Genomic DNA, 21705 nt, shown 5'->3' on the forward strand with positions numbered 1-21705 from the left:
GAAAAGAATCAAATTCTTTAGCAAAATTTGATATAGTTCATACCGCTTATATTTTTATATTCAAACTCAATAGGAGAAATAAAATGGCACGTCGTCCACTTGTAATGGGTAACTGGAAATTAAACGGTAGTAAAACGTTTACCAAAGAATTAGTTGCAGGCTTAAAAGCGGAATTAGCGGATGTTAAAGGTTGTGATGTTGCAATCGCTCCACCAGTAATGTACTTAGCGGAAGCTGAAGCAGCATTAGCAGGTCAATCAGTAATCGCATTAGGCGCACAAAACGTAGATGTTAATGTACAAGGTGCATTTACCGGTGACATTTCGACTGAAATGTTAAAAGACTTCGGTGCAAAATATATCATTATCGGTCACTCTGAACGCCGTACTTACCACAAAGAAAGTGATGAATTTGTAGCGAAAAAATTCGGTGCATTAAAAGCAGCAGGTTTAGTACCTGTATTATGTATCGGTGAAACCGAAGCAGAAAACGAAGCGGGCCAAACAGAAGCGGTATGTGCAAGACAAATTGATGCAGTAATTAATGCGTTAGGTGTTGAAGCGTTTAACGGTGCAGTAATCGCATACGAACCAATTTGGGCTATCGGTACTGGTAAATCGGCAACTCCGGCACAAGCTCAAGCAGTTCACGCATTTATCCGTGGTCACATCGCAGCGAAATCACAAGCGGTTGCAGATCAAGTGATCATCCAATACGGTGGTTCTGTAAACGATGCGAATGCAGCGGAATTATTCACTCAGCCGGATATCGACGGTGCATTAGTCGGTGGTGCGTCATTAAAAGCACCGGCATTTGCAGTTATCGTAAAAGCAGCAGAAAAAGCGAAAGCGTAATTCATTCATAGATAAACAAAGCGGTCGAACTTGTAAAAAACTTTGCAAATTCGACCGCTTTTTTATGCTTCATTTTGCATCGCCATAAAGGCTAGCCCTCTACGCTCGGCAATACGATGTTTATTTCGCCAAATTTGGAAAATACGGCGTGATTTATTATTACTAAGTAATTTTCTTGGTTTTTTAACTTTACGTCTCATAAGCTATCCTTCAAACTAGAATCAGAGTCTTTTATCTCATTTGGCTGAGTGGGTTCAGCTACTTCTGGTAATTGATTTTGCTGATCTTCTATACGTTGATGATTAATGATACTGCTATAGTAGCGACGAATATTCTCAACATATTGAAACGCCTCAAATCCTCTCGCATATCCATATTTTAAGTTACTATAATGACGTTTTTCTGCAAGAAGCGGTAGATTTTTCTTTACATCCAGCCAATTATCCGGATTACCGCCAAGCTGTTTAGTCAAACGTCTTACATCAAGTAAATGTCCTAGTCCCATATTATATGCGGCTAATCCATACCAAATTCTATCTTCTTTCGGCACAGTTTCTGGCACTTGAGACATGAGCAAATGCAAGTATTCCGCTCCGGCACGAATACTTTGCTCAGCATTGGTTCTATCCGTCACCTTCATACGATCCGCCGTATCTCTGGTTAACATCATCATTCCCCGAACCCCAGTCGGAGAGGTTGCATTCGGATCCCAATGTGACTCTTGGTAAGCAATTGCAGCTAACATCTGCCACTCTAATTCACCACGATATTTCTCAAACAACGCTTGATACTTAGGTAATACCGATTTAATGGCACTTAAATAACTTTGAATATCTACATAATCAAAATGTACCAAATGATTAAAATATTTTTCCTCTATACGAGAAATTAATCCGGTTTCATTGGCATTATCCATAAAGTCCAATACTGCCGCTTGCAGTTCGCTGTAAGAACTGTTTGGTAAATACCATAGCACCGGCATTTCATCGGTAAGGTCAAAACCAACTGCAATATTTGGACGAATATGCTGTGCAGCAGAAATATCAACCGAAACCGCCACCGTATAAGGAATTTTTCCTTCTGCAACTTGTAACAACAGTTCTTCTTGTGTGAATTGGTCAGTAATTTGCCAGTTTAAATTCGGATTTTCTTCTTTTAAATGCTGTAAAATAGGTAATACGGCAGAACCGGCTGGGACTACTAAGCTATCTTTTAATTCTGATAATTTATAGGGACGATTTTCCCCTTTTTTATATACCACTTGCCAAGATGCCGAATAATATGATGCCCCGATCTGGAATTGTTCGCCCATTTCCGGTTGATACAGCATTCCAGCCGTTACTAAATCAACTTTATTCTCTTTTAACGCATTAAATAATCGCTCACTATTATCAAAAGTTTTAATAGCAAGATTAACACCTAAATAATCAGCAAAGGCTTTAGACAGCTCATATTCAATACCAGCAGCACCATCTGGCCCAACAAAATATGATAAAGGATGATTTATCATACCAACTGTAATCACTTTTTTCTGCTGAATCTGGCTATAACGATTTTCTTCTGCTTGCATTAATTGTTGCCATGGGAAAACCATATCCCATGCCCAAAGCAAAAGAGTGATACCGGCAATTAATCTGACAAATAGTCCTTTCAATAGGAAATCCTCAATATACAATTATGGATATAAGTCTAGCGGAATTTATTCGATTACGGAATAACCTACGCAGAGATTTATTTTGGCTGAATAATATGAAAAATAATTAAGAGAAATGTTGTTAATAAATAAAAGAATGATTGAATTTTAAATGGGATATAAAAGAATATTTTTGAAATGGCGCACCCGAGAGGATTCGAACCTCTGACCGCTCGGTTCGTAGCCGAGTACTCTATCCAGCTGAGCTACGGGTGCGTTGTATTTTGAATGGTGAGTTATTTAATTTATCAGCGACCATTTTAATTTGAATAGAGTAAAAATTAAAATGGCGCACCCGAGAGGATTCGAACCTCTGACCGCTCGGTTCGTAGCCGAGTACTCTATCCAGCTGAGCTACGGGTGCGTGATAAAGTAAATGGCGGTGAGAGAGGGATTCGAACCCTCGATAGAGCTTTTGAACCCTATACTCCCTTAGCAGGGGAGCGCCTTCAGCCTGCTCGGCCATCTCACCACTCACTGTGTCTGTGCGGTGCATATTACTAGAATAAAAAAATATGTCAAACGCTTTTTCTTAAAAATCTGAAAAAATCAGGCATTTGTCTATGGAATAAACAGAATGGCTGATTTTTGCAATTCTTATGAATAAATCTCAAACATATCATATAGTTAGCCGATATTTGCTGAATATTATTCGGTTTATGCCCTTAGCAACCGAATAAAAAATAAAGCGGTCATTTTTGCTGACTATTTTGCAATAGTTTGTTCAAAAATGACCGCTTACCTATTTTAAAAACTAAGCAACTTTTTTCGCAATGCTGACTCGATAACGTTTATCAAACATACAGAGTAAGCCACCGAATACCATAAACAATCCGCCAATCCAAATCCAACGGATAAACGGTTTATAGTACAAACGAATACCCCACGAGCCGTCTTCTAATTTTTCGCCTAACGCAGCATAAAGGTCACGGCTGAAGCCCCAATCAATCGCAGCTTCCGTCATTCCCATTTTACTCACATTATAGAAACGTTTTTCCGCATTTAAGGTCGCTTCATACTTTCCTTGGCGAGAAATTTCAATTTCAGCCGTACCGCCTTGGTAATTCGCCCCATCGGTAATTTTAATACCTTTAAAGGTAAAATCATAACCTTGTAGCTGAACCTGATCCCCGACATTCATACGAACATTTTTTTCTACGCTATAGTTTTGGCTAAATGCGATACCGAAAACGGTCATTGCTACCCCAACGTGAGCTAATACCATTCCCCAGTGTGAACGAGAAAGTTTAAACACCCCTGATAGGAACGAATGGCGATGAGTTGCACGCTGATGTAATTCATATAAGCTCAGAATCACAATAAGTGCTGCCATCATTACACCTAATACAGATGTCACCGTAATGCGATCATGCAAGACATAAGGTAAAGCAAAGCCTAATACTACCATCATTGATAAAGCAATTAATACCGGTGTTCTGATTGCAGATATTTGATCTCTACGCCATTTCACTAATGGACCTATCCCTAAAATAAATGAAAACGGTACCATTAAAATCAGGAACATCTGATCAAAGAACGGTGCGCCAATAGAGATCGTCCCTAAACCGATTTGCTTATGGACTAAAGGCAATAACGTACCTAAAAATACCACAGATAAAAACGCCATCAACATAATGTTGTTAATTAACAACATTGATTCTCTCGAATAACGCTCGTAATTATCTAAACTCTTAATTTTCGAACCTTGGAAAGCATACAACAACAATGAGCCACCGATAACCAACACTAAATAAGCCAGAATATATAAGCCACGGGTCGGATCAGACGCAAATGCGTGTACTGAAACCAAAATGCCCGAACGTACCAAGAAAGTCCCTAATAAGCAAAGTGAGAAAGCTAAAATCGCTAATAATACTGTCCACGCTTTAAATGTACCGCGTTTTTCCGTTACCGCTAAAGAATGAATCAATGCCGTTCCAGCAAGCCATGGCATTAATGAAGCATTTTCAACCGGATCCCAAAACCACCAGCCGCCCCAGCCTAATTCATAATATGCCCACCACGAGCCTAATACGATACCGAGTGTTAAGAAGACCCAAGCCGCCATTGTCCAAGGACGTGACCAACGGGCCCAAGCCGTATCTAATCGTCCGGTCATCAATGATGCAATCGCAAATGCAAAAGCAACTGAGAATCCGACATATCCCATATACAATAACGGCGGGTGGAAAATCAAACCGACATCTTGCAACATTGGATTTAATTCTCGTCCATCAGCTGGGAAATCAGGGAAAGTACGATTGAACGGATTTGAGCTAAAAATAAGGAAAATTAAAAAACCGATACTGATTAATCCCATAACACTCAGCACGCGAGCAACCGCCTCTTCCGGCATTTGACGTGATAATGCCGCAACTGCTACAGACCAAAGCGAAAGCAACCAAACCCACAATAACATCGAGCCTTCATGTGAGCCCCAAACTGCCGATAAACGGTATTGAATCGGTAAAGTCGAGTTGGAGTTATTTACCACATACTGTACGCTGAAATCATTAACTGCAAATAAATAAAATAGTGAGCCAAATGAAATTGTTAAGGCTAAAAACATCGCCCATGTCATTGGGCGAGCTAATGCCATCAGCGTACTATTATGTTTTTGCGCACCAACAAGCGGTAAAATTGCCAAGAAAATTGACAAACCGAGGGCAAGTGCTAACGCATAATTGCCTAATTCTGCAACCATTATTTTGATTCCCCTTGTAAGGTTTTCAATGTTTTCTCAATTTCGGCTTTATCACGCTCAGAAGGGCCTTTTAAATCCGATTCTGAAACACCCATCTTATTGTGTTTCTGTTTTAACTTATCGCCTAATTCCGGTGGCATATAATTTTCATCGTGTTTTGCTAACACTTCCGTTGCTCTTAAACGAGTTGGCTCAATCAACACACCTTGTGCCACAATACCTTGCCCTTCACGGAATAAGTCAGGTAAGATACCTTCATATTCAACCGTAATTGACGGTCCTACATCATTTACATCAAACTCAACTTTTAAGGTCTTTTCATCACGTTTTACCGTATCTTCAACCACCATACCACCAACACGGATACGTTGACCGACTTCCGGTTTTTGCTCCGGATCATCATTCTTACCATTTACAATTTCCGATGGCGTATAAAATAAGTCGATATTTTGGCTTAACGCATAGAGTGTTAAACCGGCAGCTACTGCCATACCGAATAGGATTGAAACCACCACTTTCAATCGAGATTTACGTCTTGGATTCATAGTAATCACCTTTCAAAAATGCCAAATATGCATTAAAAATTTAAATTAAAAGACTGTGTGTAGAATAACAAAAAATAAAAAAACTTTCGCCTATTAGTTCAAATACGCCGACATAAGTTTTGCGTTTTCTCAAACACTCTACCTCTAAAGAAGTAAGCGGTCTGATTTTAACAAAATTTTGTTATCATCAGACCGCTTATATTTCTTAAGCATTTAATTGATAGAATAGCAGTCATTTTTTCTCTCTAATTTTCAAGAAATCTGAAAAAACAACCGCTAATTCTCAATTATTTTTATTTAACTGTGCTTCACGAGCCAACTCTTTCTTAGCATTTTGCAAAATTTGTTTTTGCTCTCGGAGAGAAAGCCAAATTAATCCAGCCATTGCTAAGAATGAAATACCATAAGAAAGCCACACATAAAAACCATATTTATCCATCGCTAAAAATTCAGCGAATGAATTAAACTGAAACGTTAATGTCATTGTTTACTCCTATTTTACGTGATTGCTGACTAATGCTTTTACCCACGGACGTTTACGCTCATCATTTAATAAAGCGATGCGATAACGCCAAATACTGAACCACGCCGTAAAAATTAAACTACCAAAAATGGCTAATAATAACGGGATTAACATTTCTACCGCCATTGACGGTTTGTCTAATTTAGTAATTGTTGCCCCTTGATGTAAGGTATTCCACCACTCTACCGAGAAGTGAATAATCGGCAAGTTAATCACACCGACAACAGATAATACTCCGGCAGCTTTCGCACCGGTTTGTTTATCTTGGAATGCAGAGTAAAGCGCCATTACACCAATATAAAGAAAGAAAAGGACTAACGCTGAGGTTAAGCGAGCATCCCATACCCACCAAGTTCCCCACATCGGCTTACCCCAAATCGCACCGGTTGCCAACGAAATAAAGGCAAAAACCAATCCGATTGGTGCCATTGAAATCATTGCCAAATTGGCTTGGCGAATCTGCCACACTAATGCGACTAATGCCGCTACCGCCATTGAGCCGTATACACCCATCGACCAAATTGCTGCCGGCACGTGAATAAAGATAATACGGTAACTCTCACCTTGTTGGTAATCCTTAGGTGCAAACCCGAGTCCCCAAACAAAGGCTACTGTTAACATAATAAAACTTAACCAACCTAATGCAGGTTGAATTTTCCCAAGTAATCGGTATTGTGTTTCCGATTTAGCATAGGGATGAAGCCACTTCCACATAACATCTCCAAATTACAAAAAACTAAAAAATTTAACCGCTTTATTGAAGGCTGATTCTCAACGCCCCTGCAATTGCAAAAGGGGAAAACGTCAGAGTTAACGCTAAAATCGCCCCAATGATTGCTAATTGACCGCTGTATCCCATATTTAACGTTGCTGCTTCCAATACGGCAGCAGCAAAAATCAATACCGGCAGAAATAAAGGTAAAATAAGCAAACTTAATAATGTTCCACCTTTACGCAAACCGACGGTCAAGGCGACACCGATTGCACCTAAACAGCTCAGAATTGGTGTACCGAGTAATAAAGTTAAGACTAACGCCCACCAAACTTGTGTTTCTAAAGACAGTAAAATTGCCGCAATGGGTGAGAGTAAAATTAAAGGTAATCCGGTTAAAAGCCAATGAGCAATGACCTTAGCAAGAGCCACTTGCGGTAAACCGACCGGCAGTAACATTAGCTGCTCTAGGGAACCATCTAAATAATCATCACGAAATAATCGTTCAAATGAAAGCAATGCCGAAAGCAATGCCGCAACCCACGCCACACCGGTGCAATTTTTCCCAATAATTCCGGATTCGGACCCATTAATAAGGGAAATAGAGTAATAACAATCAAAAAAAACCATAACGGATTTAGAATTTCCGCCGGTTTTCTAAAAGCGATAGTTAATTCACGCTGAATAATAGTCAACAAAATCATAGTTTAAATTGATCCAAAGATAAGATTCTCACCCGATCACTTTCAGCCGCTTGGTGGCTAGTAAAAATAACCATTCCACCATGCTCACAATGTTGCTCAATATGAGCAATCAAATCCGCGACACCTTTCTTATCTATCGCCGTAAAAGGCTCATCTAAAATCCAAAGTTTTTGTTTAGTCAGCCATAATTTTGCCAAAGCGACACGGCGTTGCTGACCAGCAGAAAGATGAGAACAAGCTAAATCTTCACGTCCAATTAGTCCTACCTTATCCAACGCATTCCATAGCGAGTCGTCATCTAACGGAAGCCCTTGAATTTTCTGATAAAAACGTAAATTTTCCCAAGGCGAAAGTTCAGGTTTCACACCAGCGTGATGAGCAAGATAAAATAGCTCGGCATAATATTCATCACGTTGTTTTTGAATCGGCACGTTATTCCACAAGACCTCACCTTCAGCCGGTACTGCAAGTCCAGCTAAAATACGTAATAAACTGGTTTTACCTATCCCATTATGCCCTTCAATCTGTACCCATTCCCCAACACTAACAGAAAAATCACAATGCTCGAATAAACGATTCTCGCCTCGTTCACAAGCCAAATTGGAAATAGTCAGTAAATTGCTATGTATCATAACGATGAATAAGAAAGAAAAGATAGGCAGAGTTTAACATAAGAGCGGAATTTAACGTAGTTATATCATTACTACTTTAGAGGTAATAAGCGGTCGAATTTCAGCATTTTTTTGCAAAAATTGATAGGAATCAAACAGCTTTACAAACTGAGAATTTCTTTCACAAAAGGGACGGTTAATTTGCGTTGAGCCTGCAGAGAAGCACGATCTAAACGGTCTAACTCGGTAGATAATGTCTGTAAATCTCGATCTAAACGTTTAAGTAGAAAATTCGCCACCTCATCGGAAAGATCCATACCTTTTTGGTAAGCCCTACGTTGTAAAATCGTGCGTTTTTGTTCATCATTCAAATCATACAAATGATATACCTCGCCCCACGTTAGACGAGAACGAAGATCCGGCAAAGAGACCTTTAGCTGATTCGGAGGACAATCCGCACTAATCAGCAACAATGTTTTATGCCCGTTACCAAATAAACTTTGTTGCTCACGGATTAAATTAAAAAGGTCAAAGATAGCAAGTTCCCATTCCTCATTACCTACAATCGCCTGAATGTCATCTAAACAAATCACATCCAATTGATTTGCATTATCCAACACCATTGGCGAAAAATACTGAGATTTTTCTAAAGGAATATAGCTTGAAGTTTGTTGATTGAGCAGATAATGATTACTAACCGCTTTTAAAAGATGGCTTTTACCGCTACTCTTCCCACCCCAAATATAGAAAAAAGGCTGCTGCACATCGATAAAATTTTGACGTAACGAATCCAACAGCACCAAACTGTTTTCCGCATAAAAATTCTCAAAGGTTTCATCATCAACTTGATGAATCGGTAACGAAAGTTGTAATGACATTCTGCTCACACAAAAATAAAAACCAAACAAGGATAGCGGAAAAGGGAAGAGAGGGCAATAAGGCGTGATGAAAAGAAAAACTGTGATTCATTTGATCACAGTTTATTATTTCTACTGGTTTTAAATTTCTAACTACGTTTTATTTCTTAGATAAATACTCATTAAGCAGTTTGCTTTGTTCAATAAATGCGTAGATCTGCATTAATATGTACTCCTCACTTAAACCGCCCAAAGTATAGAATCTATGGCTCAAAATTACGTCTCCATTCTTGGATATAGCTGTACCCAAATGAGTCTTCGCATTCCATTCATTGATATCTGGAAGAGATTTATTCCTATAGATAGCCGCAAAGTAAATCCTTGTATCAGTTAGTATCATATAAAAATACCGGTCAGATAGATCAATCCTAAACATATTAGGTTCTACTTTTTCCGCTAAATATCCATTCTCTCTAAGAAGAACAGAAATTTCATCTATAGTATAACTGTCTTTTACCTGAACTGTTCGAGGATTAGCCGCTATTTCAGCATAACTAGATATAGGAAATAGAAAGCCAAATAACATTGTTCCCATCAATATTCCATTCATTATTGATTTAGATAATGTTTTCATAAACTTACACCTCTTTTGGTAGTTCTTTAAAACTCGTAATATTGAAAGAAATTTGTTTTTTAAAGCGTAATTGTAATAAACGCAAAATATATTCTTCCGCTAAAATACGAGCAATTTCTTCATTTCTTGCATCAACAAAATGGTAAGAGCGATCAGCATCTTGGCATTCATAATGTGTATTCAATAACAAAAGTTTTCATCAAATAAAATCTCCTATAAGTTGTTTAGCATTGATATTTAGTTTATTCCTACAAGGAATAAACTAATCTGATCACAATTTTGACTATATTTTATTCATTGATACTTATTAAGTATGACTGAAATACAACAAAGCCCTAGCATTTCTGCTAGGGCTTATCTTTATTCTCTCAACACATTCATTTATGGCTTTTATGTATTGATTAGTTTCTCTTTTCCAATTTTCCTTTATCTCAAATAGCAAAAACCCCAGAGCTATCACTAACTCTGGGGTTCCTTTACCTCTTCTTCGCTTTCGCGCTAAATTCAATCTGGCGATGCCCTACTCTCACATGGGGAAACCCCACACTACCATCGGCGTTACTGCGTTTTACTTCTGAGTTCGGAATGGAATCAGGTAGAGCCACAGCACTCTGGTCGCCAGAATATTCTGTTGATGACCTTTATCTTCTTTATTTGTCTTTCTCTTCGTTCTTTATCTGCTTTTTATTCGCACTTTAAATTCGAAACAAGCTGTTTACTGATTTTTTCATCTTCTTTAGTTTTTAGTCTTTTCTAGCTTTTCACTTCGCTCTACGCCCAAAAACACTTGAGCGTTGTATAGTTAAGCCTCTCGGGCAATTAGTATGTGTTAGCTCAACGTATCACTACGCTTACACACCACACCTATCTACGTCGTAGTCTCCAACAACCCTTACAGTCTTATAGACTGGGAGAACTCATCTTAAGGCAAGTTTCGTGCTTAGATGCTTTCAGCACTTATCTCTTCCGCATGTAGCTACCCAGCAGTGCCTCTGGCGAGACAACTGGAACACCAGTGATGCGTCCACTCCGGTCCTCTCGTACTAGGAGCAGCCCCTCTCAATTCTCCAACGCCCACGGCAGATAGGGACCGAACTGTCTCACGACGTTCTAAACCCAGCTCGCGTACCACTTTAAATGGCGAACAGCCATACCCTTGGGACCTACTTCAGCCCCAGGATGTGATGAGCCGACATCGAGGTGCCAAACACCGCCGTCGATATGAACTCTTGGGCGGTATCAGCCTGTTATCCCCGGAGTACCTTTTATCCGTTGAGCGATGGCCCTTCCATTCAGAACCACCGGATCACTATGACCTGCTTTCGCACCTGCTCGACTTGTCTGTCTCGCAGTTAAGCTTGCTTATACCATTGCACTAACCTCACGATGTCCGACCGTGATTAGCAAACCTTCGTGCTCCTCCGTTACTCTTTGGGAGGAGACCGCCCCAGTCAAACTACCCACCAGACACTGTCCGAGACCGCGTTCCGCAATCTTCGTTAGAACATCAAACGTTAAAGGGTGGTATTTCAAGGACGCCTCCACAATCACTGGCGTGACTGCTTCAAAGGCTCCCACCTATCCTACACATCAAAATTCAATGTTCAGTGTCAAGCTATAGTAAAGGTTCACGGGGTCTTTCCGTCTAGCCGCGGGTACACCGCATCTTCACGGCGATTTCAATTTCACTGAGTCTCGGGTGGAGACAGCCTGGCCATCATTATGCCATTCGTGCAGGTCGGAACTTACCCGACAAGGAATTTCGCTACCTTAGGACCGTTATAGTTACGGCCGCCGTTTACTGGGGCTTCGATCAGGAGCTTCTCTTTCGATAACACCATCAATTAACCTTCCAGCACCGGGCAGGCATCACACCCTATACGTCCACTTTCGTGTTTGCAGAGTGCTGTGTTTTTAATAAACAGTTGCAGCCAGCTGGTATCTTCGACCGGTTCAACCTTCAGCGGTAAACGCTTACAATCTACGCCGGCGCACCTTCTCCCGAAGTTACGGTGCTATTTTGCCTAGTTCCTTCACCCGAGTTCTCTCAAGCGCCTGAGTATTCTCTACCTGACCACCTGTGTCGGTTTATAGTACGGTTTAGTATAACCTGAAGCTTAGTGGCTTTTCCTGGAAGCGTGGTATCGGTAACTTCATCTCCGTAGAGACTCGTCATCACTTCTCGGTGTTAACAGAATTCCGGATTTGCCTAAAATTCCCACCTACCGGCTTAAACAGACATCCAACAGTCTGATTACCTAACCTTCTCCGTCCCCACATCGCAATTATACCAAGTACGGGAATATTAACCCGTTTCCCATCGACTACGCTTTTCAGCCTCGCCTTAGGGGCCGACTCACCCTGCCCCGATTAACGTTGGACAGGAACCCTTGGTCTTCCGGCGAACGAGTTTTTCACTCGTTTTATCGTTACTTATGTCAGCATTCGCACTTCTGATACGTCCACCAAACTTCTCAATTCAGCTTCATCCGCTTACAGAACGCTCCCCTACCCAACAATGTTTCCATTGATGCCGCAGCTTCGGTGACTAGTTTTAGCCCCGTTACATCTTCCGCGCAGGCCGACTCGACTAGTGAGCTATTACGCTTTCTTTAAATGATGGCTGCTTCTAAGCCAACATCCTAGCTGTCTAAGCCTTCCCACTTCGTTTCCCACTTAACTAGTACTTTGGGACCTTAGCTGGCGGTCTGGGTTGTTTCCCTCTCCACGATGGACGTTAGCACCCACCGTGTGTCTCCTGAGTATCACTCTTCGGTATTCGCAGTTTGCATCGGGTTGGTAATCCGGGATGGACCCCTAGCCGAAACAGTGCTCTACCCCCGAAGGTGTCCGCTCAAGGCTCTACCTAAATAGATTTCGGGGAGAACCAGCTATCTCCCGGTTTGATTGGCCTTTCACCCCCAGCCACAAGTCATCCGCTAATTTTTCAACATTAGTCGGTTCGGTCCTCCAATTAGTGTTACCCAATCTTCAACCTGCCCATGGCTAGATCACCGGGTTTCGGGTCTATACCTTGCAACTAAACGCCCAGTTAAGACTCGGTTTCCCTTCGGCTCCCTTATTCAGTTAACCTCGCTACAAAATATAAGTCGCTGACCCATTATACAAAAGGTACGCAGTCACCCCATAAAGAGGCTCCCACTGCTTGTACGTACACGGTTTCAGGTTCTATTTCACTCCCCTCACTGGGGTTCTTTTCGCCTTTCCTTCACAGTACTGGTTCACTATCGGTCAATCAGGAGTATTTAGCCTTGGAGGATGGTCCCCCCATCTTCAAACAGGATTTCTCGTGTCCCGCCCTACTTATCTCAAACTTAGTACCACAACCTATTCTTCGAATACGGGACTATCACCCTGTGTCGTTGAGCTTCCCAGCTCATTCTTCTGAATTGATTGCTATCGTTTGAAGGCTCCTCCGCTTTCGCTCGCCGCTACTCACAGAATCTCGGTTGATTTCTTTTCCTCGGGGTACTTAGATGTTTCAGTTCTCCCGGTTTGCCTTATTAAGCTATGTATTCACTTAATAATAGTAGATTCTTCATCTACTGGGTTTCCCCATTCGGATATCTTGGATTAAACGCTTCTTATCAACTCATCCAAGCTTTTCGCAGATTAGCACGTCCTTCTTCGCCTCTGATTGCCAAGGCATCCACCGTGTACGCTTAGTCACTTAACTATACAACCTCAAATGTTTTCAAAACTTATTTAAATTCATTCAATGCGTATTTTATTCAACTAAACACTTGACTGCTTTTGTTCAGTCAAGATTTTTTAACTACTCAGACTTTCTTTCGAAAATCTCTCAGTTTTTCAGCTTGTTTCCAATTTTTTAAAGAACAATTTAGACAACAAAAGTCATCTTTAAATGGCGTCCCCACGGGGATTCGAACCCCGGTTACCGCCGTGAAAGGGCGATGTCCTAGGCCTCTAGACGATGGGGACAGCATTTAAAGATGCTTTCCACTTTGCCATTCAAGAGCCGTAAATTCTATTCAATCTACAACTACTTGTCAATATCTATCAAACAATCTGTGTGAACACTTGCAGTCGCTCAATTCTTGGTAAGGAGGTGATCCAACCGCAGGTTCCCCTACGGTTACCTTGTTACGACTTCACCCCAGTCATGAATCATACCGTGGTAAACGCCCCCCTTGCGGTTAAGCTATCTACTTCTGGTACAACCCACTCCCATGGTGTGACGGGCGGTGTGTACAAGGCCCGGGAACGTATTCACCGCAACATTCTGATTTGCGATTACTAGCGATTCCGACTTCATGGAGTCGAGTTGCAGACTCCAATCCGGACTTAGACGTACTTTGTGAGATTTGCTCCATGTCGCCATATTGCTTCCCTCTGTATACGCCATTGTAGCACGTGTGTAGCCCTACTCGTAAGGGCCATGATGACTTGACGTCATCCCCACCTTCCTCCAGTTTATCACTGGCAGTCTCCTTTGAGTTCCCGGCCGAACCGCTGGCAACAAAGGATAAGGGTTGCGCTCGTTGCGGGACTTAACCCAACATTTCACAACACGAGCTGACGACAGCCATGCAGCACCTGTCTCAGAGCTCCCGAAGGCACTCCCGTATCTCTACAGGATTCTCTGGATGTCAAGAGTAGGTAAGGTTCTTCGCGTTGCATCGAATTAAACCACATGCTCCACCGCTTGTGCGGGCCCCCGTCAATTCATTTGAGTTTTAACCTTGCGGCCGTACTCCCCAGGCGGTCGATTTATCACGTTAGCTTCGGGCACCAAACTTATAGTCCAATCCCCAAATCGACAGCGTTTACAGCGTGGACTACCAGGGTATCTAATCCTGTTTGCTCCCCACGCTTTCGCACATGAGCGTCAGTACATTCCCAAGGGGCTGCCTTCGCCTTCGGTATTCCTCCACATCTCTACGCATTTCACCGCTACACGTGGAATTCTACCCCTCCCTAAAGTACTCTAGTTGACCAGTATGAAATGCAATTCCCAGGTTAAGCCCGGGCTTTCACATCTCACTTAATCAACCGCCTGCGTGCCCTTTACGCCCAGTTATTCCGATTAACGCTCGCACCCTCCGTATTACCGCGGCTGCTGGCACGGAGTTAGCCGGTGCTTCTTCTGTAGTTAACGTCAATTGATAATGCTATTAACATTACCACCTTCCTCGCTACCGAAAGAACTTTACAACCCGAAGGCCTTCTTCATTCACGCGGCATGGCTGCATCAGGGTTCCCCCCATTGTGCAATATTCCCCACTGCTGCCTCCCGTAGGAGTCTGGACCGTGTCTCAGTTCCAGTGTGGCTGGTCATCCTCTCAGACCAGCTAGAGATCGTCGGCTTGGTAGGCCTTTACCCCACCAACTACCTAATCCCACTTGGGCTCATCTCATGGCATGTGGCCTTGCGGTCCCACACTTTAATCCAAAGATATTACGCGGTATTAGCTACAGTTTCCCGTAGTTATCCCCCTCCATAAGCCAGATTCCCAAGCATTACTCACCCGTCCGCCACTCGTCAGCAAATTAGCAAGCTAATCCCTGTTACCGTTCGACTTGCATGTGTTAAGCCTGCCGCCAGCGTTCAATCTGAGCCATGATCAAACTCTTCAATTCAAAAAGTTTAATCGCTCAATAAACTGCTTAGCTAAGTTCACTTCTCTTACCTAACTAAGTTAAGTAAAAGATAAATATGAATTTCTAGTTTAAGCACCTATTAAGACTTCAAGTTTTAAATAATATTTTTAAAATTAAGTCAATCAACAAGTGCCCACACAGATTGTCTGATATATTGTTAAAGAACAAAAAGAAACGACGCACTGGAAATCAATTTTAAATCGTTCACAACAGTGCGTCGTTGTGTGTGGTGCATTATAGAGAAATATGAAATCCTTGCAAGCACTTTTTTGCATTTTTTTATCAAATGTTTTGTTTTTAGCCAGTTTAATAAACTAAATGCTCATAACCAATTGATTTATAAAGATTTTATTTTTGTAAGAAATTTAGTAATTCTAACCGCTTGAAGCCCCATTGTTGCATAATCACTTCTCTTTTAGAGAACTCTGTGTCTATTTTGGTACAAAAGGCGATATTTTCGTTATTTTGTTCCATATTCTTTAGTGGCAACTTACTTAATAGGCTACTAACTCTATTAGCAATACCGTTACCCGGATCAATAAAATATTTTATATTCGGTAATAGTTGCTGTAATTCTTGTTTGACAAGTGGGAAGTGAGTACAACCTAAAATTACCGTATCAAGCGTCGGATGAGCTTGCCATTCAGCAATCACTTCAGCGAGTCGTTTTTGATCAACATTCCTGGTTCGGATCTTTTCTTCTACCAATTCTACTAATGTCGTACTTCCGATCTTTTCAACAATGCAATCTTTGGCATACTTTTCGATAAGCTCCGCAACATAAGGACGTTCCACCGTACCTTTGGTCGCGAGTAATCCAATTGTTTTCGTTTCCGATACAGCTGCAGCCGGTTTAATTGCTGGTACGGTTCCAACAATTGGAAAAGTAAATTTTGCTCTTAGAGCTGGTAACACTACCGTACTTGCGGTATTGCAAGCGACAACGACCATATCAAGCGGGTATTTTTCTGCAATTATTTGCACAATTTTAACCGCTTGTTCAATTAATACATTTTCAGAACGTTCGGAGTAAGGGAAGTAGGCATTATCGAAACAATAAAGATAATGAGCATTCGGTAATGTTTGGCGTATGGCATCATAAATAGTAAGCCCACCCATTCCCGAATCGTATAAAAGAATTGTTGGTTTCATATGATAAAAATAAAGGAAATATTGGAGAGAATCCTACTCTCTTATATTTTGTGATTCAAGTTCTAAAGATAAGGGAAATCCTTAAGGAACAATTCATATATTTCTAGCGAATAGCCCTTTAATACATAACGTGCTTTACGCATATACATTTTACTCTCTTTATCAAATTGCCATTCGAGAGAAATTCTGTGCGGTTGCTGAGGGAAAAGCCATAAACCGATAGCTTGCTTACCAAGCGTAGGAAGATCTTTTGCTACATTATCTATCGTTGCTTTTGGCACTAAAGTTTGAGCAAATATCCATGCTTGATCTTTTTCTTTTAACAATACTTCTCTTAGCCAGTAATCCTTTGAAGAAGCGGTTAAATTTCTTGCTTTTTTTGCAATCCACTTCTGTTGTGTTATTTCAACGTTAAATTGCTGCGTAACCTGTAGTAATTTTTGTGTTAATGATCCTTGATGTAATAGCCATTCTTGTTGAGCGTTACTTAGTGCTCCAGACTCTGAACACCAATTATTATTGGTCAAAATTTTGCGATATTTTTGTAACATAAGTATAAAAAAAGCGGTGAGATTGCAAATTATTTTAACAATCTGACCGCTTGTTATGAATTTTAATCTATTACACTGATTTTGCGAGTTTTCCAGCAGCTTCAACAACAACAGCGATCGCTGTTTGTTCCGTTGCATGGATCGTTGCTTCATTCGGGATTTCTTGTTGCGTACGATTCACAATGACCCCTGACACCATTCCGGCACGTAAACCAAGTGCAGAACACATTGTAAATAATGTACCTGATTCCATTTCAAAGTTCATTACATTTAGATCTTGCCATTGTTTTAATGAACCTTGGAAATGACGATAAACTTTACCGCTATAAGTATCATAACGTTCTTGACCCGGATAGAATGTATCAGATGAAGCGGTAATACCCACATAAGGCGTTACGCCTTGGTTTTTCGCAGCCGCATAAAGCTCATTTGTACATTCAAAATTTGCCACCGCTGGATATTCTAACGGTGCAAAGTGACGGCTTGCCCCATCTAAACGAACCGCACCTGTTGTGACAAGTACATCACCAACATTAATATGCGGTTGGATCGCACCGGTTGTACCGATACGTAAGAATGTACGCACGCCAAGTTGAGCTAATTCTTCAACACAAATGGATACTGACGGACCGCCAATACCAGTTGAACACACAACAATCGGCTCTCCGCCTACATAACCTAACCAAGACGTAAATTCACGCGTTGAAACGAGAAATTCAGGGTTATCCATTTTTTGTGCAATTCGTTCGCTACGTGCAGGATCACCTGGCACGATTGCCACTTTAGCCCCTTTTAACATTGCTTTAGTTAAGCCTAGATGAAATACTTCAGACATACATAATCTCCTTTCTTTGGACACTATAAAATCAAAAACTTGTGCTTATTCAAGCACGAAAATTCAAGATAAGCGATTGTTTTTAATAAAAAATTTGCAAATTTGTGAAGCCGATCAAATGAAAACGTTTGCGTTTTCGCTAAACTAGCGGTTAAATTTGTACGATTTTTAACAACTTCGTTTTTACGGCTTGATCCCTCTTAGAATCGGGTTTTGCATCGAAATCAATGTTTCGGTAGATTGAATCTCGTCGATCAACTGAATTTTCGTTGCTAAAACACGGTGTAGTTCTTCTATCGTATGCGTCATTACCTTAATAAAAATCGAATAATTACCGGTGGTATAGTAAGCCTCGACCACTTCTTCAAACTCATTTAATTTTGCTATAACTTTTTCATAATCTTTTGCCGATTTCAAAATAATGCCGATAAAACAACAAACGTCATAACCTAGCTTGCGTTCATTGATACGGATTTTAGTCCCTTCAATAATACCCGATTGACGCATTTTTTCTACACGAACGTGAATAGTCCCGGCACTTACCCCAAAATTTTTTGCCATTTCCGCATAAGGCGTACGAGCATCTTCTACTAATGCACGTAGAATAAGCTGATCCAACTGATCAATTTGATATTTTGTGTGCAAAATTCATACTCCATTTTTAATTTATTGATGATTTCATAAAATTTAACATAAATAATTAGATAAAATCTAACATAAAAAGATTTTTATTTGATAAATATTGCATTTTTTAGAGATTATATTAAATTACATTCATCTCACTTAATCATGAGAACAAATCATACTATTTATAAGGAATACGATAATGAAAAAAACATTCATTTTACAACAACAAGAAATCAGCTTTGTGAAAAACACATTTACCCAATATTTAATTGACAAACTAGGCATTATTGAGGTGCAAGGTCCGATCCTCAGCCAAGTGGGTAATGGTATGCAAGATAATCTTTCCGGTATCGAAAAAGCGGTTCAAGTTAATGTGAAATGTATTCCGGGTGCAACTTTTGAAGTAGTTCACTCACTCGCAAAATGGAAACGTCACACTTTAGCTCGTTTCGGTTTTAAAGAAGGCGAAGGCTTATTCGTACATATGAAAGCATTACGTCCAGATGAAGATTCACTCGATCCAACACACTCTGTTTATGTAGACCAATGGGACTGGGAAAAAGTGATTCCTGAAGGTCGTCGTAATTTTGATTTCTTAAAAGAAACGGTAAACGAAATCTATAAAGCGATTCGCTTAACTGAATTAGCCGTAGAAGCACGTTTTGATATTCCATCAATCCTACCTAAACACATTACATTCGTACACAGCGAAGAATTAGTACAACGTTACCCGAATATGACTGGTAAAGAACGTGAAAACGCGATCTGTAAAGAACACGGTGCGGTATTCTTAATCGGTATCGGCGGTAAATTATCAGACGGTAAACCACATGATGGTCGTGCACCGGACTACGATGACTGGACAACCCAATCTGAAAACGGTTACAAAGGTTTAAACGGCGATATTTTAGTGTGGAATGAACAACTTGGTTCAGCATTTGAACTTTCATCAATGGGTATCCGTGTTGACGAAAAAGCACTTCGTTTACAAGTTGAATTAACTGGCGACCAAGATCGTTTAGAAATGGATTGGCACAAAGATTTATTAGCAGGTCGCTTACCACTTTCAATCGGTGGTGGTATCGGTCAATCTCGTCTAGTTATGTTCTTATTACGTAAAGCCCATATCGGTGAAGTTCAATCAAGCGTATGGCCGAAAGAAATGCTAGAAAAATATAAACATATTCTGTAATTAAAAAATTAAGAGCTGATTTGCCAATGCAATTCAGCTCTTTTATATCAATTTAAACAAAAATCCCTAGCCTTTTAAGCTAGGGATTTTTTTATGAAATTTGGGCTGAGGTCATCTGAATTGCACCCTCTAAACCATTGCAAATACTAGATTCTTATCATTTGATTTTTGAACCATACTCCTAAATCTACTCCTAAAATCAAAAGTCATCTATAAATTATCCTGTTTTATAGACAATTATTTGGATCGTAAGAATGATTAGCACCGGTATGATAGGGGGTTGTGTTATCGCAACAGTTTAGTTGTGGTCATATGACCACGGTTCACCGGTTAAAATTTCAAGGGTAGTTTACTTTGCCTGTTTTGGGTAAATTATTTTTCCCTTTTTGGGTAAGGTATCAAGGAAATTCATCACGCAAAAAGTGTGATCATCGGATAATTCATACGATAAATTTCACTCTACTAGCTCCCTTTCAATGCCTTGCCCTTGTTTCAATTCCGCCACGCTTTCCAGTAGCCTTTGAGCGTTGGCGGTGTGTTGCCTTATGGTAACGGTTCGCAAAATCCAAAAATGGACGCTGTAGCGGTTGTGTACATTTGCCTACAACTGCTAAAAGTGTGAGGTGTACGGCATTGGCTGATACCCCCTGATCACTTGCTCCCTTTCAAAATTCACTAATTATAAGTCATTGATTTTAAAACAAAGCTCAAAGTTGAGCTTTGTTATCCGTTGGCTATTAGGTTTTATAAGGTTTGCCCGCTGTTGGTGGTTGGATAGCTTGGCGGTGTCATTTGGCGGGTTGTCGTTTTGTCATTTCGGGGCGGTTGGTTGGCTCACTTTTGAGCTAATCTCTTAGCAAAACTTAGTAGCCCGCTTGTTAGTAAATGTTAGTCTTTGACTTGTCAAAACTTGTCATTTAACCGCTCCAGTTTTGGATTGGTTAGGTTTTTGAACAATATAAAAAAGCCCTATTCATCTCTGAATAAGGCTCTTAATATTAGGCTTGAATAAGAATATCCGCTCCTATGCCTAGCTTTTGGTGTAGGTTACGAATCATCTTTAGCTTAAGCGGTCTTGTTCTGTTTAATACTTCATAGACTCTATTAGGCTTACCTATCGTGTCGCCCATATCCTTAACCGTTAGCCCTTGCTGTTCCATTCTGAATTTTATAGCTTCAACAGGATTTGGCGGATCAATAGGGTAATGCTTGCTTTCGTAGTTTTCGATTAGCGTGAGCATAATCTCAAAATAATCTAACTCGCTTTCGCTCAATTCGTCCTCTTTGTCAAAAAAGGGTTCTATTGCTTTGAGAGCGGTTTGATAATCCGCCTCATTTCTGATTGGTTTGATATTCCTTCCCTCCTGTTAATTTTCTACGGTGTGTGCGTCTATTTTATCGTATTCAGAATGTGTACCAATAAATATAAACTGCTCCCATTTTAAACGCTACCGCCACGATTAGGCGGTAATCATTGCCTTTGATATTAAATACCAAAACCACTGTATAAGATTTTCACACTTTCTACCCTCTCTTATATATAAGGAAAAATTCGTAGTCCAATAGTCCAATTAGTCCAAAAACTCACTTTTCTTTTTATATTCAATTGGTTACATAAAATTTTTTGGACTATTTTTTTTCCGTTTTGGACTATTTTAGGTGGCTTTTGGACTAAATGATTTTGAAGATTTTCATTTTTTTAACTTTAGCATTTAGTCCAAAAAGGGGGTATTTTAGTCCAAAAACGGTGATTTTAGTCCAATGATAGTCCAATAATTTTACATCTAACTTATTGATATATAATGATTTCATACCTTAAAAAGGGTATTTTGGACTATTGGACTATTAAAAATATGCTTCCTAATAGA

General features: G+C 40.3%; 18 protein-coding genes, 4 tRNA genes, 3 rRNA genes and 1 pseudogene. 2 read left to right on the top strand and 24 right to left on the bottom strand.

Annotation, left to right across the window (positions count from 1 at the left end):
• Positions 1-83 precede the first annotated feature (83 nt).
• The gene (gene tpiA / locus NYR60_RS06340) at positions 84-854 is read left to right on the top strand and encodes a triose-phosphate isomerase (RefSeq protein WP_279466206.1); all 771 of its coding nucleotides are present in this window, start codon (positions 84-86) and stop codon (positions 852-854) included.
• Between the two features lie 62 nt (positions 855-916).
• Here the strand turns inward: tpiA and NYR60_RS06345 are convergent, their stop codons facing one another.
• From NYR60_RS06345 to asnC, 22 genes and pseudogenes are all read right to left on the bottom strand, one after another.
• On the bottom strand, positions 917-1054 hold the full coding sequence (locus NYR60_RS06345; protein ID WP_279466208.1) for a hypothetical protein: 138 nt from the start codon (positions 1052-1054) through the stop codon (positions 917-919).
• Positions 1051-2508: a membrane-bound lytic murein transglycosylase MltF gene (gene mltF, locus NYR60_RS06350; RefSeq protein WP_279466213.1), complete on the bottom strand. Its 1458-nt coding sequence runs from the start codon at positions 2506-2508 to the stop codon at positions 1051-1053. Before mltF ends, NYR60_RS06345 begins: the two co-directional genes overlap by 4 nt.
• Before the next feature lie 178 nt (positions 2509-2686).
• Positions 2687-2763, bottom strand: a tRNA-Arg gene (locus tag NYR60_RS06355).
• A gap of 71 nt (positions 2764-2834) precedes the next feature.
• Positions 2835-2911, bottom strand: a tRNA-Arg gene (locus tag NYR60_RS06360).
• Between the two features lie 13 nt (positions 2912-2924).
• Positions 2925-3019, bottom strand: a tRNA-Ser gene (locus tag NYR60_RS06365).
• Between the two features lie 282 nt (positions 3020-3301).
• On the bottom strand, positions 3302-5251 hold the full coding sequence (locus NYR60_RS06370) for a heme lyase CcmF/NrfE family subunit (RefSeq protein ID WP_279466214.1): 1950 nt from the start codon (positions 5249-5251) through the stop codon (positions 3302-3304).
• On the bottom strand, positions 5251-5796 hold the full coding sequence (ccmE, locus tag NYR60_RS06375; protein WP_279466215.1) for a cytochrome c maturation protein CcmE: 546 nt from the start codon (positions 5794-5796) through the stop codon (positions 5251-5253). The genes NYR60_RS06370 and ccmE overlap by 1 nt, the downstream gene beginning before the upstream one ends.
• Before the next feature lie 283 nt (positions 5797-6079).
• The gene (ccmD, locus tag NYR60_RS06380) at positions 6080-6280 is read right to left on the bottom strand and encodes a heme exporter protein CcmD (RefSeq protein ID WP_279466216.1); all 201 of its coding nucleotides are present in this window, start codon (positions 6278-6280) and stop codon (positions 6080-6082) included.
• Positions 6281-6289: 9 nt separating this feature from the next.
• Positions 6290-7033, bottom strand: a complete 744-nt coding sequence (locus NYR60_RS06385; protein WP_279466218.1) for a heme ABC transporter permease — start codon at positions 7031-7033, stop codon at positions 6290-6292.
• A 40-nt stretch (positions 7034-7073) separates the two neighbouring features.
• Positions 7074-7735: pseudogene (gene ccmB, locus NYR60_RS06390) on the bottom strand (heme exporter protein CcmB).
• Positions 7732-8367, bottom strand: a complete 636-nt coding sequence (gene ccmA, locus NYR60_RS06400; protein WP_279466222.1) for a cytochrome c biogenesis heme-transporting ATPase CcmA — start codon at positions 8365-8367, stop codon at positions 7732-7734. Before ccmA ends, ccmB begins: the two are co-directional and overlap by 4 nt.
• A 140-nt stretch (positions 8368-8507) precedes the next feature.
• The gene (gene hda, locus NYR60_RS06405; protein ID WP_279466225.1) at positions 8508-9224 is read right to left on the bottom strand and encodes a DnaA regulatory inactivator Hda; all 717 of its coding nucleotides are present in this window, start codon (positions 9222-9224) and stop codon (positions 8508-8510) included.
• 139 nt (positions 9225-9363) lie between these two features.
• Complete coding sequence (locus tag NYR60_RS06410; protein ID WP_279466226.1) at positions 9364-9837, bottom strand: hypothetical protein; 474 nt, start codon at positions 9835-9837, stop codon at positions 9364-9366.
• Between the two features lie 4 nt (positions 9838-9841).
• Positions 9842-10021 carry a hypothetical protein gene (locus NYR60_RS06415; RefSeq protein WP_279466227.1) on the bottom strand — a complete coding sequence of 60 codons (180 nt, stop codon included), beginning with the start codon at positions 10019-10021 and terminating at the stop codon, positions 9842-9844.
• A gap of 323 nt (positions 10022-10344) precedes the next feature.
• Positions 10345-10460 (bottom strand): 5S ribosomal RNA (gene rrf, locus NYR60_RS06420).
• Between the two features lie 175 nt (positions 10461-10635).
• Positions 10636-13534 (bottom strand): 23S ribosomal RNA (locus NYR60_RS06425).
• Positions 13535-13724: 190 nt separating this feature from the next.
• Positions 13725-13800 (bottom strand) — tRNA-Glu (locus NYR60_RS06430).
• A 120-nt stretch (positions 13801-13920) separates the two neighbouring features.
• Positions 13921-15459: ribosomal RNA gene (locus NYR60_RS06435) — 16S ribosomal RNA — on the bottom strand.
• The 16S, 23S and 5S rRNA genes sit together here with 1 tRNA gene alongside, the layout of an rRNA operon.
• Positions 15460-15828: 369 nt before the next feature.
• Positions 15829-16632, bottom strand: a complete 804-nt coding sequence (gene murI, locus NYR60_RS06440) for a glutamate racemase (RefSeq protein WP_279466229.1) — start codon at positions 16630-16632, stop codon at positions 15829-15831.
• A 62-nt stretch (positions 16633-16694) separates the two neighbouring features.
• Positions 16695-17189 carry a chorismate--pyruvate lyase family protein gene (locus NYR60_RS06445; protein WP_279467975.1) on the bottom strand — a complete coding sequence of 165 codons (495 nt, stop codon included), beginning with the start codon at positions 17187-17189 and terminating at the stop codon, positions 16695-16697.
• A 64-nt stretch (positions 17190-17253) separates the two neighbouring features.
• A complete protein-coding gene (gene udp, locus NYR60_RS06450; RefSeq protein ID WP_279466231.1) occupies positions 17254-18018 on the bottom strand; it encodes a uridine phosphorylase in 765 nt (254 codons plus the stop codon).
• Positions 18019-18201: 183 nt separating this feature from the next.
• The gene (gene asnC / locus NYR60_RS06455; protein ID WP_215578125.1) at positions 18202-18663 is read right to left on the bottom strand and encodes a transcriptional regulator AsnC; all 462 of its coding nucleotides are present in this window, start codon (positions 18661-18663) and stop codon (positions 18202-18204) included.
• A 181-nt stretch (positions 18664-18844) separates the two neighbouring features.
• Here asnC and asnA point away from each other — a divergent pair, with 181 nt between their 5' ends.
• On the top strand, positions 18845-19837 hold the full coding sequence (gene asnA, locus NYR60_RS06460) for an aspartate--ammonia ligase (RefSeq protein ID WP_279466233.1): 993 nt from the start codon (positions 18845-18847) through the stop codon (positions 19835-19837).
• 998 nt (positions 19838-20835) lie between these two features.
• On the opposite strand, the gene NYR60_RS06465 is transcribed toward asnA, so the two are convergent.
• On the bottom strand, positions 20836-21111 hold the full coding sequence (locus NYR60_RS06465; protein ID WP_279466235.1) for a helix-turn-helix domain-containing protein: 276 nt from the start codon (positions 21109-21111) through the stop codon (positions 20836-20838).
• Between the two features lie 130 nt (positions 21112-21241).
• Positions 21242-21340 carry a type II toxin-antitoxin system HigB family toxin gene (locus NYR60_RS06470; protein WP_279466237.1) on the bottom strand — a complete coding sequence of 33 codons (99 nt, stop codon included), beginning with the start codon at positions 21338-21340 and terminating at the stop codon, positions 21242-21244.
• Between the last annotated feature and the right edge of the window lie 365 nt (positions 21341-21705).

This window comes from Actinobacillus genomosp. 2 (genome assembly GCF_029773605.1).
Lineage (GTDB): Bacteria > Pseudomonadota > Gammaproteobacteria > Enterobacterales > Pasteurellaceae > Actinobacillus.

Excerpts from the sequence above, each read along its gene's own strand:
- tpiA (WP_279466206.1), top strand. The coding sequence starts at position 84 with ATGGCACGTCGTCCACTTGTAATGGGTAACTGGAAATTAAACGGTAGT.
- NYR60_RS06345 (WP_279466208.1), bottom strand. The coding sequence starts at position 1,054 with ATGAGACGTAAAGTTAAAAAACCAAGAAAATTACTTAGTAATAATAAA.
- NYR60_RS06370 (WP_279466214.1), bottom strand. The coding sequence starts at position 5,251 with ATGGTTGCAGAATTAGGCAATTATGCGTTAGCACTTGCCCTCGGTTTG.
- ccmE (WP_279466215.1), bottom strand. The coding sequence starts at position 5,796 with ATGAATCCAAGACGTAAATCTCGATTGAAAGTGGTGGTTTCAATCCTA.
- ccmD (WP_279466216.1), bottom strand. The coding sequence starts at position 6,280 with ATGACATTAACGTTTCAGTTTAATTCATTCGCTGAATTTTTAGCGATG.
- NYR60_RS06385 (WP_279466218.1), bottom strand. The coding sequence starts at position 7,033 with ATGTGGAAGTGGCTTCATCCCTATGCTAAATCGGAAACACAATACCGA.
- ccmA (WP_279466222.1), bottom strand. The coding sequence starts at position 8,367 with ATGATACATAGCAATTTACTGACTATTTCCAATTTGGCTTGTGAACGA.
- hda (WP_279466225.1), bottom strand. The coding sequence starts at position 9,224 with ATGTCATTACAACTTTCGTTACCGATTCATCAAGTTGATGATGAAACC.
- NYR60_RS06410 (WP_279466226.1), bottom strand. The coding sequence starts at position 9,837 with ATGAAAACATTATCTAAATCAATAATGAATGGAATATTGATGGGAACA.
- murI (WP_279466229.1), bottom strand. The coding sequence starts at position 16,632 with ATGAAACCAACAATTCTTTTATACGATTCGGGAATGGGTGGGCTTACT.
- udp (WP_279466231.1), bottom strand. The coding sequence starts at position 18,018 with ATGTCTGAAGTATTTCATCTAGGCTTAACTAAAGCAATGTTAAAAGGG.
- asnA (WP_279466233.1), top strand. The coding sequence starts at position 18,845 with ATGAAAAAAACATTCATTTTACAACAACAAGAAATCAGCTTTGTGAAA.